At 62.9% G+C, this 12,594-nt stretch carries 11 protein-coding genes; 9 read left to right on the top strand and 2 right to left on the bottom strand.

The annotated features are described in order from the left end of the window. Window position 1: 1 nt before the first annotated feature. Both ASC94_RS29335 and ASC94_RS29330 read left to right on the top strand, forming a co-directional pair. A complete protein-coding gene (locus tag ASC94_RS29335; protein WP_082616926.1) occupies window positions 2-973 on the top strand; it encodes a patatin-like phospholipase family protein in 972 nt (323 codons plus the stop codon). 36 nt (window positions 974-1,009) lie between these two features. Then, window positions 1,010-1,414 carry a heme-binding protein gene (locus ASC94_RS29330; protein WP_056404693.1) on the top strand — a complete coding sequence of 135 codons (405 nt, stop codon included), beginning with the start codon at window positions 1,010-1,012 and terminating at the stop codon, window positions 1,412-1,414. A 78-nt stretch (window positions 1,415-1,492) separates the two neighbouring features. Here the strand turns inward: ASC94_RS29330 and ASC94_RS34100 are convergent, their stop codons facing one another. Then, window positions 1,493-2,668 carry a DUF4351 domain-containing protein gene (locus tag ASC94_RS34100; protein ID WP_267875138.1) on the bottom strand — a complete coding sequence of 392 codons (1,176 nt, stop codon included), beginning with the start codon at window positions 2,666-2,668 and terminating at the stop codon, window positions 1,493-1,495. A gap of 247 nt (window positions 2,669-2,915) precedes the next feature. Here ASC94_RS34100 and carA point away from each other — a divergent pair, with 247 nt between their 5' ends. The 4 genes from carA to ASC94_RS29305 all read left to right on the top strand — a co-directional run bounded on the left by carA (window position 2,916) and on the right by ASC94_RS29305 (window position 8,351). Beyond that, window positions 2,916-4,076 carry a glutamine-hydrolyzing carbamoyl-phosphate synthase small subunit gene (gene carA, locus ASC94_RS29320; RefSeq protein ID WP_056404691.1) on the top strand — a complete coding sequence of 387 codons (1,161 nt, stop codon included), beginning with the start codon at window positions 2,916-2,918 and terminating at the stop codon, window positions 4,074-4,076. Between the two features lie 4 nt (window positions 4,077-4,080). Next, complete coding sequence (gene carB / locus ASC94_RS29315) at window positions 4,081-7,311, top strand: carbamoyl-phosphate synthase large subunit (protein WP_056404688.1); 3,231 nt, start codon at window positions 4,081-4,083, stop codon at window positions 7,309-7,311. Between the two features lie 96 nt (window positions 7,312-7,407). Then, window positions 7,408-7,884 (top strand): transcription elongation factor GreA, encoded by a 477-nt coding sequence (greA, locus tag ASC94_RS29310; protein ID WP_056404685.1) that lies wholly within the window; start codon window positions 7,408-7,410, stop codon window positions 7,882-7,884. Further along, entirely contained in the window at window positions 7,884-8,351 is a 468-nt protein-coding gene (locus ASC94_RS29305; protein WP_229417445.1) for a DUF4149 domain-containing protein, read from the top strand. The genes greA and ASC94_RS29305 overlap by 1 nt, the downstream gene beginning before the upstream one ends. Before the next feature lie 28 nt (window positions 8,352-8,379). On the opposite strand, the gene ASC94_RS29300 is transcribed toward ASC94_RS29305, so the two are convergent. Then, window positions 8,380-8,847: a YhbY family RNA-binding protein gene (locus ASC94_RS29300; RefSeq protein ID WP_056404683.1), complete on the bottom strand. Its 468-nt coding sequence runs from the start codon at window positions 8,845-8,847 to the stop codon at window positions 8,380-8,382. 43 nt (window positions 8,848-8,890) lie between these two features. Between ASC94_RS29300 and ASC94_RS29295 the strand changes: the two genes are divergently transcribed. The 3 genes from ASC94_RS29295 to folP all read left to right on the top strand — a co-directional run bounded on the left by ASC94_RS29295 (window position 8,891) and on the right by folP (window position 12,591). Further along, window positions 8,891-9,559: an RlmE family RNA methyltransferase gene (locus ASC94_RS29295; protein ID WP_056404681.1), complete on the top strand. Its 669-nt coding sequence runs from the start codon at window positions 8,891-8,893 to the stop codon at window positions 9,557-9,559. Window positions 9,560-9,745: 186 nt separating this feature from the next. Continuing rightward, complete coding sequence (ftsH, locus tag ASC94_RS29290) at window positions 9,746-11,629, top strand: ATP-dependent zinc metalloprotease FtsH (RefSeq protein WP_056404680.1); 1,884 nt, start codon at window positions 9,746-9,748, stop codon at window positions 11,627-11,629. Between the two features lie 128 nt (window positions 11,630-11,757). Then, on the top strand, window positions 11,758-12,591 hold the full coding sequence (folP, locus tag ASC94_RS29285) for a dihydropteroate synthase (protein ID WP_056404678.1): 834 nt from the start codon (window positions 11,758-11,760) through the stop codon (window positions 12,589-12,591). Window positions 12,592-12,594 lie beyond the last annotated feature (3 nt).

Below are 12,594 nucleotides of genomic sequence, written 5' to 3'. Positions count from 1 at the left end.
CATGTCTCTGAAACGCTTATTCGCTGCCGTCCTGGCTGCCGCTGCGCTGGCCGGATGCGCTTCCACTCCCGTGGCGCCCCCCGTGGTGCCCGCCACGCCGGCCGCCACCGTGGTGGCGCCGGCCGTCGTGCCGGTCAACCCGCTCGCGCCGCCGCCGGCCGCCGCGGTCCCTGCGGCGCCGCGCAAGATCAAGATCGGACTGGCCCTGGGCGGCGGGGCCGCGCGCGGCTTTGCCCATATCGGCGTCATCAAGGCGCTGGAAGCGCAAGGCATCTATCCGGATGTGGTGGTGGGCACCAGCGCCGGCAGCGTGGTCGGCGCCCTGTACGCGGCGGGCAATTCCGGCGCAACGCTGCAGAAGATGGCCTATGAAATGGATGAGGCTGCCATTTCGGACTGGGCCATGCCGCTGTTCGGCAAGTCGTCCGGCGTGCTCAAGGGCGAGGCGCTGCAAGCCTACGTCAACAAGGCGGTGCACAACCGCCCCATGGAAAAACTCAAGATCCCCTTCGGCGCGGTGGCGGCCGACCTGAAAAACGGCCAGCCCATGCTATTCCAGCGCGGCAACACGGGCATGGCGGTGCGTGCCAGTTCGTCCGTGCCGGGTGTGTTCCAGCCGGTGGTGATAGGCAGCCATACATATGTCGACGGCGGCCTGGTGGCGCCGGTGCCGGTGCGTTTTGCGCGCGAAATGGGCGCGGACTTCATCATTGCCGTCAACATCTCCACCCAGACCGACTCCCAGGCTGCCATCAGCTCGCTGGAAGTGATACTGCAGACCTTCAGCATCATGGGCCAGCGCATCAACCAGTACGAACTGAAGGATGCCGACATCGTGATCCAGCCCCCGCTGGGACGCATGGCGGGCAATGATTTTGGCAACCGCAACAAGGCCATCCAGGCCGGGGAGCGCGCCACCAACGCCATCATGGCGCAGCTGAAGCAAAAACTGAAAGCCATGCGCGAGCAGTAAGCTTGTTTTTTTAAATACTCTTAATCAGGAAGTTCCATGCAAACCAAACCAGTACTGACCCTTGAAGACGTGAAGAAGATCGCCGCCGCGGCCGAAGCCGAGGCGGTGGCCAACAAGTGGGCGGTATCGATTTCCATCGTGGACGACGGCGGCCACGCGCTGTGGTTCCAGCGCCTGGACGGCGCGGCGCCGATCTCGTCGCACATCGCCCCGAAAAAGGCGCGCGTGGCAGCACTGGGCCGCCGCGAGTCGCGCGTGTACGAAGAGATGATCAACAACGGCCGCGTGTCGTTCCTGAGCGCGCCGGAAATGGAAGGCATGCTGGAAGGCGGCGTGCCGGTGATCGTGGACGGCCACGTGGTGGGCGCCGTGGGCGTGTCGGGCGTGAAGTCGAACGAAGATGCGCAAGTGGCCAAGGTCGGCATCGCGGCGCTGGGCTAACAGCAAGCGGCGGCCTGGGCCGACAGGCGAGGGCTGCGTTGACGGCTGCCGCAGCTATGGCGGCCGTGGTGCCGGCGCTTAGTGGCGCGGCAGTACCTCGTCCAGCGTGCGCGCTTCCAGCGCCGCCTCGGCCCAGGCTTGCAGCTGGCTCAACTCCGCAGCGGCGATCTGCGCCTCGGCGTCGGGCGGCAGCGGGCCGAAGCGCTTTGCCAGCAGCCTGATGAGCAAGGCTGCCTGGCCCAGTCTGAGCCCGTCGGCCAAGCCTTCCTGCCGGCCCTCTTGCCGGCCCTCTTGCCGGCCCTCTTGCCGGCCCTCTTGCCGGCCTTCTCGCCGGCCCTCCTTGAGGCCCTCCTGGCGGCCTTCCAGCAGGCCGTCGAACAGACCTTGCTGCCGGCCTTGTGCCTGGCCTTCCTCCCAGCCTTTCTGCTGCCCCTCCAGCCAGCCTTCTCTTTGCGCCTTTTCGCGCGCTTCGTTCAGTTCGCGCATCATCGCTACGCGCGCGCCGCGCGGAACATAAGTATCCATGGCTTTCCTCCCTTCCAGGTCGATGATGTCCTGCCACAACTGATCTTCCAGCTCTCGCGGCAGGCGCATGATCCAGTCTATGACGTGGAATAAGTTTATGACACGCTGCCGCTCCCAGTCACGCGCAAACAGCAAGCGTGCGAGCTTCCATTTGGCCGCGTGGCGCTGCTGCGGCTGGCCGCGGGTCTGCTGGGTAAGCAGGTGGGCCGCTGTCAGCAGGGCGAAGGGATTGTCCTGCGTTTGCAGCCGCTCCAGCCGGCGGGCATAGTCCCGCAGCTTGACGCAGCGGAAGTCCATCCGCGCGCCGCAGCCATGCCAGCGGTAGCTGAAACTGGAGGGCCGCCAGTTGCGGCCTCGGTCCGCCAGCACCACCAGGCAGGCCACCGGATGCCGGAAGCGGTCGTAGATGCGGTATTGATAGACATACATACGCTCTGGCAGGCTGGCGTCATGCTGGGCCTGCACTTCGATATGGATCAGCATCCATTGCCTGCCGCCGTCCCGTGTATAAATCTGCACCAGATGGTCGGCCAGGCGCGTGCCAAGCGCGGCGTCGCGCGCCACCTGGGGCAGCTCCTTGTCCAGAAATACCGGCGGGCGGGACCAGTCGACGGCCGTGGCCATGTCCGGGAAATAAAAAGCCATGAAGTCGCTGAAATAGGCGGCCAGCGCGCCTTTCCAGGGCGCATCGTAGGTCTCGGGCGGCAAGGGCAGGGGGATGATGGGCATCGGCCCAGTCTAGCCGCGCGGCGGCGCGGCGTTTTAATCCGGCGCAAATAGTGGCCCCGGAAGCGCCGGGTGGCATTGCCGATCGGCGATCTTTGGGTTATAATTCAAAGGTTTAGCCAATCTCACATCTACCGTAGCGACTACCACTCATCCATCATCAATCTGACTTGCAACCCCGGCGCACAGCCAGGGATTCTGTTGGTCGTCTGACGTGGCGCAGCTACGGTAACTTTATCAGGAGTTGCCCTTGCCGCCATTTTTTTCTGGCCCCGCCGTCCCAGCCATCCTGGCTCTTGCTGACGGAACTATTTTCAAAGGTTTTTCCATCGGTGCCGTCGGCCACACGACAGGCGAAGTAGTTTTCAATACTTCCATGACCGGTTACCAGGAAATCCTGACCGACCCCAGTTACTGCCGCCAGATCGTCACCCTGACGTATCCGCACATCGGCAACTACGGCGTCAATCCTGAAGACGTCGAATCCACCAAAGTCCACGCCGCCGGCCTCATCATCCGTGACCTGCCGTTGCTGGCCTCGAATTTCCGCTCCACCCAATCCCTGTCCGATTACCTGAAGGCCGAGAATATCGTCGCCATCGCCGGCATCGACACGCGCAAGCTGACCCGCATCCTGCGCGAAAAAGGTGCGCAGGGCGGCGCCATCCTGACCGGCACGCAAGGCAAGGAACCGTCGGTCGAGCAGGCGCTGGAACTGGCGCGCTCCTTCCCCGGCCTGTCCGGCATGGACCTGGCCAAGGTGGTGTCGGTGAAGGCCGCCTACGAGTGGACCGAAGCCGAATGGACCCTGGGCGAAGGCTACGCCAAGCTCACCGACCCTAAGTTCCACGTGGTGGCCTACGACTTCGGCGTCAAGCGCAACATCCTGCGCATGCTGACCTCGCGCGGCTGCAAAGTGACCGTGGTGCCGGCCCAGACCAGCGCGGAAGAAGTGCTGGCCATGAATCCGGACGGTGTGTTCCTGTCCAACGGTCCCGGCGACCCTGAGCCGTGCGACTACGCGATCGCCGCCACCAAGGTCTTCATGGCGAAAAAGCTGCCGGTGTTCGGCATCTGCCTGGGCCACCAGATCATGGCGCTGGCTTCCGGCGCCAAGACGCTGAAGATGAAGTTCGGCCACCATGGTGCCAACCACCCGGTGCAGGACCTGGACAGCAAGCAAGTGCTGATCACCTCGCAGAACCACGGCTTCGCGGTCGATGCGGACACGCTGCCTGCCACCTGCCGCGTCACCCACAAATCGCTGTTCGACGGTTCGCTGCAGGGCTTCGCCCGCACCGATACCCCGGCCTTCTGCTTCCAGGGCCACCCTGAAGCTTCGCCTGGTCCCACCGACGTCGCCTACCTGTTTGACCGCTTCATCTCGATGATGGCAGCGGTGGAGAAATAATAAGATGCCAAAACGTTCTGACATTAAAAGTATTCTGATCATCGGCGCCGGCCCCATCATCATTGGCCAGGCCTGCGAGTTCGACTATTCCGGCGCCCAGGCCTGCAAGGCCCTGCGCGAGGAAGGCTACAAAGTCATCCTGGTGAACAGCAATCCCGCCACCATCATGACCGACCCGGAAATGGCCGATGTGACTTACATCGAGCCGATCACCTGGCAAGTCGTCGAGAAGATCATCGCCAAGGAAAAGCCGGACGCCATCCTGCCGACCATGGGCGGCCAGACCGCGCTGAACTGCGCGCTGGACCTGCACCGGCACGGCGTGCTGGACAAGTACAAGGTCGAGCTGATCGGCGCCACCCCGGAAGCCATCGACAAGGCCGAAGACCGCTCCAAGTTCAAGGACGCGATGACCAAGATCGGCCTGGGCTCGGCCCGTTCCGGCGTGGCGCACTCGCTGGAGGAATCGTGGGCGGTGCAGAAGGAGGTCGGCTTCCCGACCATCATCCGTCCGTCCTTCACCATGGGCGGCAGCGGCGGCGGCATCGCCTACAACGAAGAAGAATTCGAAGCCATCTGCAAGCGCGGCCTGGAAGCCTCGCCGACCAACGAGCTGCTGATTGAAGAATCGCTGCTGGGCTGGAAAGAGTACGAGATGGAAGTGGTGCGCGACAAGGCGGACAACTGCATCATCATCTGCTCGATCGAAAACCTGGACCCGATGGGCGTGCACACCGGCGACTCGATCACCGTCGCCCCTGCGCAGACGCTGACCGACAAGGAATACCAGATCATGCGCAATGCCTCGCTGGCAGTGCTGCGCGAGATCGGCGTGGACACCGGCGGCTCCAACGTGCAGTTCTCGATCAACCCGAAAGACGGCCGCATGATCGTCATCGAGATGAACCCGCGCGTGTCGCGTTCGTCCGCGCTGGCGTCGAAAGCGACCGGCTTCCCGATCGCCAAGGTGGCGGCCAAGCTGGCCGTTGGCTTTACGCTCGACGAGCTGCGCAACGAAATCACCGGCGGCGCCACCCCGGCCTCGTTCGAACCGTCGATCGACTACGTGGTCACCAAGGTGCCGCGCTTCACGTTCGAGAAGTTCCCGACCGCCGATCACCACCTGACCACCCAGATGAAATCGGTCGGTGAAGTGATGGCCATCGGCCGCAACTTCCAGGAATCGTTCCAGAAAGCCCTGCGCGGCCTGGAAGTGGGCGTGGACGGCATGAACGAGAAAACCCGCGACCGCGAGAAGATCGAGGAAGAACTGGGCGAGCCTGGTCCCGAGCGCATCTGGTACGTGGGCGACGCCTTCGCGCAAGGCTTCACGCTGGAAGAGGTGCACAACCTGACCAAGATCGACCCATGGTTCCTGATTCAGATCAAGGAGATCGTGGACCTGGAACTGTGGCTGGACACGCAGAAGCTGGACAACCTCGACAAGACCGTGCTGTACAAGCTGAAACAGAAGGGCTTCTCGGACCGCCGCCTGGGCTTCCTGCTGCAGACCACCGACACCGCCGTGCGCAACAAGCGCCACGAACTGAACATCCGTCCGGTGTACAAGCGCGTGGACACCTGCGCCGCCGAGTTCTCGACCGACACCGCTTACATGTACTCGACCTACGACGAGGAATGCGAGTCCAACCCGTCGGACAAGAAAAAGATCATGGTGCTGGGCGGTGGCCCGAACCGTATCGGCCAGGGTATCGAATTCGACTACTGCTGCGTGCACGCGGCGCTGGCCATGCGCGAAGACGGCTACGAGACCATCATGGTCAACTGCAACCCCGAGACCGTGTCGACCGACTACGACACCTCGGACCGCCTGTACTTCGAATCGCTGACCCTGGAAGACGTGCTGGAAATCGTGGCGCTGGAAAAACCGGTGGGCGTGATTGTGCAGTACGGCGGCCAGACCCCGCTGAAGCTGGCGCTGGACCTGGAAGCGAACGGCGTGCCCATCATCGGCACCTCGCCGGACATGATCGACGCCGCCGAAGACCGCGAGCGTTTCCAGAAGCTGCTGCAAGACCTGGGCCTGCGCCAGCCGCCTAACCGCACCGCGCGCACCGAAGCCGAGGCGCTGACCCTGGCGCAGGAAATCGGCTACCCGCTGGTGGTGCGTCCTTCCTACGTGCTGGGCGGCCGCGCGATGGAAATCGTGCACGAGCAGCGCGACCTGGAGCGCTACATGCGCGAAGCGGTGAAAGTGTCGAACGACTCGCCGGTGCTGCTGGACCGCTTCCTGAACGATGCCATCGAGTGCGACGTGGACTGCATCTCCGACGGCACCACCACCTTCATCGGCGGTGTGATGGAGCACATCGAACAAGCCGGCGTGCACTCGGGCGACTCGGCCTGCTCGCTGCCGCCTTATTCGCTGTCGCAGGAAACCATCGACGAGCTGAAGCGCCAGACCTCGCTGATGGCCAAGGGCCTGAACGTGGTCGGCCTGATGAACGTGCAGTTCGCCATCCAGAAGCAGGACATAGATGGGCAACTGCGGGACGTCGTGTTCGTGCTGGAAGTGAATCCGCGCGCCTCGCGCACCGTGCCTTACGTGTCGAAAGCGACCGGCCTGCAGCTGGCCAAGATCGCCGCACGCTGCATGGTCGGCCAGAGCCTGGAGTCGCAGGGCATCACCAAGGAAGTCGTGCCGCCTTACTTCAGCGTCAAGGAAGCCGTATTCCCGTTCGTGAAGTTCCCTGGCGTGGACACCATCCTGGGCCCCGAGATGAAATCGACCGGCGAGGTGATGGGCGTAGGCATGACTTTCGGCGAAGCCTTCGTGAAATCGCAGCTGGGCGCCGGCGTGAACCTGCCAAAGTCGGGCAAGGTGTTCCTGTCGGTGAAAGCGTCGGACAAGCCGCGCGCCGTGAAAGTGGCGAAGGACCTGGTGGACATGGGCTTCACGCTGGTGGCCACCAAGGGCACCGCGGCCGTGATCGCGGCGGCCGGCGTACCGGTGACGGCGGTCAACAAGGTGGCCGAAGGCCGCCCGCACGTGGTCGACATGATCAAGAACCACGAGATCAAGCTGGTGATCAACACGGTGGAAGAGAAGCGCAGCGCCATCACGGACTCGCGCGCCATCCGTACCTCGTCGCTGGCGGCCCGGGTGACCACCTACACCACCATCGCCGGTGCGGAAGCGGCGGTGGCCGGCATCCGCCATTTGGACGAGTTGCGCGTGTACGATTTACAAGGCCTGCATAAAACCTTACACTAAGCTCCTTTAAGCGGTAAGCATTTCAAACCGCTGACACAGAGCCCGCGCCGAAGCATGGCGCGGGCTCTGTGCTTTTCGTAACCTAGAGAGACAAATATGACTTCAGTTCCATTGACCAAATTCGGCGCCGAACTCCTGAAGGAGGAGTTGCACCAGTTGAAGACCAAGGAGCGCCGCATCGTGATCGACGCGATTGCCGAAGCGCGTTCGCACGGCGACCTGTCCGAAAACGCCGAGTATGATGCCGCCAAGGAGCGCCAGGCCTTCGTGGAAGGCCGCATCGCGGAACTGGAAGGCAAGCTGAGCGCAGCGCAAATCATCGATCCGACCCAGCTGGACGCGGAAGGCCGCGTGGTGTTCGCCTCCACGGTGGACCTGGAAGACCTGGAGTCGGGCCAGAAAGTGACTTACCAGATCGTCGGCCTGGACGAAGCCGACCTGAAACTGAGCAAAGTGTCGGTGACCTCGCCGATCGCCCGCGCGCTGATCGGCAAGTCGGCCGGCGACGTGGTGGAAGTGCAGGCGCCGTCCGGCCCGCGCGAATACGAAATCCTGGAAGTGCGCTACATCTGATGGGCGCGCCGATGGCGGGCTTCCTGCCCAGGCTGCGCCTGCTGGTGGCGGCGCTGTGGGCCGGCAGCCTGTGGGCGGTCGGCTACCTGGTGGCGCCCACGCTGTTTGCCACCTTGAGCGACCGCGTGCTGGCCGGCAGCATCGCCGGCAGCATGTTCCACAGCATGGCCTTGCTGTCGCTGGGCTGCGGCCTGGCCATGCTGCTGCTGCTGTGGCGCGCCACGCCGGGCTGGGACGGCAAACGCCGCCGCACGGTGCTGGCGATTATCGTGCTGATGGTGATGTGTACCGTGGTCAGCCATTTCGGCCTGCAGCCGATGATGGCCGAACTGCGCGCGGCGGCGGGGCCGTCGGGCGTAATGGAGTCGGCCATGAAAAGCCGGTTTGGCATGCTGCACGGCGTGTCGAGCGGCATTTACCTGATCCAGAGCCTGCTGGCAGGCTGGCTGGTGTTGAAGCAGACATAAAAAAACCGGGGTAGTCCCCCGGTTCGGTTTAAGCCAGCGACGACTTTTTGGTGCTCTTCTGGCGCACCTTGGCACGCTTGATGGTGCCACCCTCGGTCACACGCTCATTTCCCTTCAGCAGAACCTTGTTGACCGACGGCTTTTTGGTGCCGCTGGCGCTCGGTTTCACGATGGTGACCATGCGCATGCCTTTGCCGGCCTTGGCGCTGCGTTCCTTTTCCACTTCCTTCTTCGGGCGGTACAGGACCAGCAGTTTGCCGATGTGCTGCACCGGCGCCGCGTCCAGCTGCTCGCAGATGGTGTCGTACATGCCGGCGCGGGCTTCGCGGTCGTCGCCGAACACGCGCACCTTGATCAGGCCGTGGGCGTCGAGGCCCAGTTCGATTTCCTTGATGACGGCAGGCGTCAAGCCCGCTTCGCCTATCATGACGACAGGTTTCAGGCCGTGGGCCTCGGCGCGCAGGGCAGCGCGTTCAACGGGGGTGAGTTTGATCATAATATTATTTTCGGTGGTTCTCTAAAGGCAGTATTCTACGCGAATGAAGAAGAAGAAATTAAACAAAAACTGGTTACACGACCATATTAACGATCCTTACGTGAAAGCGGCGCAGAAAGATGGCTACCGCGCGCGGGCCGCTTACAAGCTCAAGGAGATCGACGAAGACGAACACCTGGTCAAACCAGGGCAGGTGATCGTCGACCTGGGCTGCACGCCCGGCAGCTGGGGCCAGTACGTGCGGCGCAAGCTGGCCGGCAAGGAGGGCGGGGGCATCAACGGCACCATGATCGGCCTCGACATGCTGCCCATGGAGCCGATCGCGGACGTGCATTTCATACAAGGCGATTTCCGCGAGATTGAAGTGCTGGACCAGCTCGGTGAAGTGTTGCAGGGGCGCAAATGCGACCTGGTGCTGTCCGATATGGCGCCGAATCTATCCGGTATTGCCTCGGCCGACGCCGCGCGCATGGAAGATCTGATCGATTTGGCCATCGAATTTTCGCAATTGCACCTCAAGCCAGGCGGCGCGCTGCTCGTGAAATGCTTTAAAGACATGGGTTTCAACGGCATTTACGAGAAGTTCCGCGCCGAGTTCAAGACGGTCACGCAGAAAAAACCCAAGGCCAGCCGCGACAAATCGTCCGAAATCTTCCTGCTGGGGCGGGGCTTGAAGAATCCGGTGGAAAATAAGTCCAATCCCATAGTGTAAAGGCCTTGATATTTGCCGCCGCGGCCGCAAATCTTGCGGTGAGGAGCGGATTTGCGTCTCCTCGCGGCAGGTGCACGCCGGATTTGTGCACCGTACAGGGCAGGTTTATGGCACGGTTGGCGCTATTGCGAGTAAAATCGGATTTCGCTATCGGTCAAAGATGCGCCCCGCATCCAAGGAGTTTTCGTGAATAACATGTTTTCCAAATCAGCCATTTGGGTCGTCGTTGCCCTGCTATTATTCATGCTGTTTAAGCAATTCGAGAATCATGGCACGGCCGCTGGTTCGAAGACGATCGCTTATTCCGATTTGCTGGATGAAGTCAAAGCCCGGCACATCAAGGATGTGGTAATTGAAGGCAATACGATCACCGCCACCAAGGACGACGGCAGCAAGGTCCGCACCACCTCCACCTACCTGGACCGTGGCCTGATCGGCGACCTGCGTGACAACAACGTCCGCTTCGACGTGAAACCGCCCGAGGAGCCGTCGTTCCTGCAGCAGGTGTTCGTGTCGTGGTTCCCGATGCTGCTGCTGATCGGCGTGTGGATCTTCTTCATGCGCCAGATGCAGGGCGGCGGCAAGGGCGGCGCGTTCTCCTTCGGCAAGTCGAAGGCGCGTATGCTGGACGAGACCAACAACACCGTCACCTTCGGCGACGTGGCCGGCTGCGACGAAGCCAAAGAGGAAGTGACCGAGATCGTCGACTTCCTGAAAGACCCGACCAAATTCCAGAAACTGGGCGGCCGCATTCCGCGCGGCGTGCTCATGGTAGGCCCTCCGGGTACCGGTAAAACCCTGCTGGCGCGCGCCATCGCGGGCGAAGCCAAGGTGCCGTTCTTCTCGATCTCCGGTTCGGACTTCGTTGAAATGTTCGTCGGCGTGGGCGCGTCCCGCGTGCGCGACATGTTCGAGAATGCCAAGAAGCATTCGCCTTGCATCATCTTCATCGACGAGATCGACGCTGTCGGCCGCCACCGCGGCGCCGGCATGGGCGGCGGCAACGACGAGCGCGAACAGACGCTGAACCAGCTGCTGGTGGAAATGGACGGCTTTGAAGCAAGCTCCGGCGTGATCGTCGTGGCCGCCACCAACCGTGCCGACGTGCTGGACAAGGCGCTGCTGCGTCCAGGCCGTTTCGACCGCCAGGTGTCGGTTGGCCTGCCGGACATCCGCGGCCGCGAACAGATCCTGAACGTGCACATGCGCAAAGTGCCTATCGGGACCGACGTCAAGGCCGACATCCTGGCACGCGGCACCCCCGGTTTCTCGGGTGCCGACCTGGCCAACCTGGTCAACGAAGCAGCCCTGTTCGCGGCGCGCCGCAACAAGCGCTTGGTCGACATGCAGGACTTCGAGGACGCGAAAGACAAGATCTTCATGGGGCCCGAGCGCAAGTCCATGATCATCCGCGAGGAAGAGCGCCGCAACACGGCGTACCACGAGAGCGGCCACGCGGTGGTTGCCAAGCTGCTGCCGAAAGCCGATCCGGTGCACAAAGTGACCATCATGCCGCGCGGCTGGGCCCTGGGCCTGACCTGGCAGCTGCCTGAACACGACAACATCTCCGGCTACAAGGACAAGATGCTGGAAGAGATTTCCATCCTGTTCGGCGGCCGTATCGCCGAGGAAATCTTCGTCGGCCAGATGTCCACCGGCGCCTCGAACGACTTCTCGCGCGCCACCAAGCTGGCCCGCTCGATGGTGACGCGCTTCGGCATGTCCGACGCGCTGGGCGTCATGGTGTACGAGGACAGCCAGAACGAAGGCTTCATGGGCGGCACCAACAAGACCATCTCGGAAGCCACGCAGCAGAAGGTGGATTCGGAAATCCGCAACATCCTGGACACGCAATACGCGCTGGCCCGCAAGCTGCTGGAAGAGAACCGCGACAAGGTGGAAGTGATGACGAAGTCGCTGCTGGAATGGGAAACCATCGACGCCGACCAGATCAACGACATCATGGCCGGCATCGAGCCGCGTCCGCCCAAAGCCGGCGTCACGCTGCGCAAGCAGCCTAGCGGCGACGGCCCTGGCGCCACGCCGAACAGCGCCACGGCACCGGCCTAACTGCCGCGCGCCGGACAGAAAGGGTGAGGAGCAATCCTCGCCCTTTTTGCTTTTTACCGCGGGGCCCGGATCGCACCGCACGGCGGCACGATGCCCCTTTTTACCGTCTCAGACCCTTTACCCGTTTTATGCGACAGACCATACCGTTTGGCCGTTTCAACCTCCCGCTGCACCCGGCGGGGGCCCTTGTGATGGGCATCCTCAACGTTACCCCGGATTCCTTCTCCGACGGCGGCCAGCACGCCTCGCTGGAGTTCGCCATTGCGCATGCCGAGGAAATGATAGAGCAGGGCGTGGACATCATCGACATCGGCGGCGAGTCGACCCGCCCGGGCGCCCCGGCGGTCCCGCTGGAGGACGAACTGCGCCGCGTAATGCCGGTGGTGTACGCGCTGCGCGACTGCGGCAAGGCCATCTCGGTGGACACTTACAAGCCGGCCGTCATGCGCGAAGCCGTGCTGGCCGGCGTGGACATGATCAACGACATCAACGCCTTCCGGGCGCCCGGCGCCATCTCAGCCGTGCGCGACAGCGACTGCGCGTTGTGTATTATGCACATGCGCGGCGACCCGGCTACCATGCAGCAAGCGCCCGAATACACCGACGTGGTGCGCGAGGTGGCAGACTTCCTGCGCGCCCGAATTGACGCGTTGACGGCCGCCGGGATTGAGCGGCGTCGAATCTGGATCGATCCGGGGTTTGGCTTTGGTAAGACTGTCGAGCATAATTATGCTTTGATCAAGGCTGGCCGCCGGATGGTGGAAGAGCTTGGCGTGCCGCTGCTGGCTGGCGTGTCGCGCAAGTCCATGATAGGGGCGGTGACCGGCAAGCCTGTCGAGCAGCGCATGGCAGGCAGCATCGGCGGCGCGCTGGCGGCAGTGGCGCATGGCGCGCAGATAGTCAGGGTGCACGACGTGGCAGAGACCGTCGATGCGCTGAAAGTATGGCAAGCGGCAAACTAACGA

The organism is Massilia sp. Root418, from assembly GCF_001425265.1.
GTDB lineage: Bacteria > Pseudomonadota > Gammaproteobacteria > Burkholderiales > Burkholderiaceae_D > Rugamonas.
Note: the sequence above shows the minus strand (reverse complement) of the source record. Positions and strands in the feature narration are given on the sequence as shown.

What these genes read in the sequence shown, in the direction of transcription:
- carB (WP_056404688.1), top strand. Translation starts at nt 4,081, where the DNA reads ATGCCAAAACGTTCTGACATTAAAAGTATTCTGATCATCGGCGCCGGC.
- ASC94_RS29295 (WP_056404681.1), top strand. Translation starts at nt 8,891, where the DNA reads ATGAAGAAGAAGAAATTAAACAAAAACTGGTTACACGACCATATTAAC.
- ASC94_RS29330 (WP_056404693.1), top strand. Translation starts at nt 1,010, where the DNA reads ATGCAAACCAAACCAGTACTGACCCTTGAAGACGTGAAGAAGATCGCC.
- ASC94_RS29300 (WP_056404683.1), bottom strand. Translation starts at nt 8,847, where the DNA reads ATGATCAAACTCACCCCCGTTGAACGCGCTGCCCTGCGCGCCGAGGCC.
- folP (WP_056404678.1), top strand. Translation starts at nt 11,758, where the DNA reads ATGCGACAGACCATACCGTTTGGCCGTTTCAACCTCCCGCTGCACCCG.
- ASC94_RS29305 (WP_229417445.1), top strand. Translation starts at nt 7,884, where the DNA reads ATGGGCGCGCCGATGGCGGGCTTCCTGCCCAGGCTGCGCCTGCTGGTG.
- greA (WP_056404685.1), top strand. Translation starts at nt 7,408, where the DNA reads ATGACTTCAGTTCCATTGACCAAATTCGGCGCCGAACTCCTGAAGGAG.
- ASC94_RS29335 (WP_082616926.1), top strand. Translation starts at nt 2, where the DNA reads ATGTCTCTGAAACGCTTATTCGCTGCCGTCCTGGCTGCCGCTGCGCTG.
- ASC94_RS34100 (WP_267875138.1), bottom strand. Translation starts at nt 2,668, where the DNA reads ATGCCCATCATCCCCCTGCCCTTGCCGCCCGAGACCTACGATGCGCCC.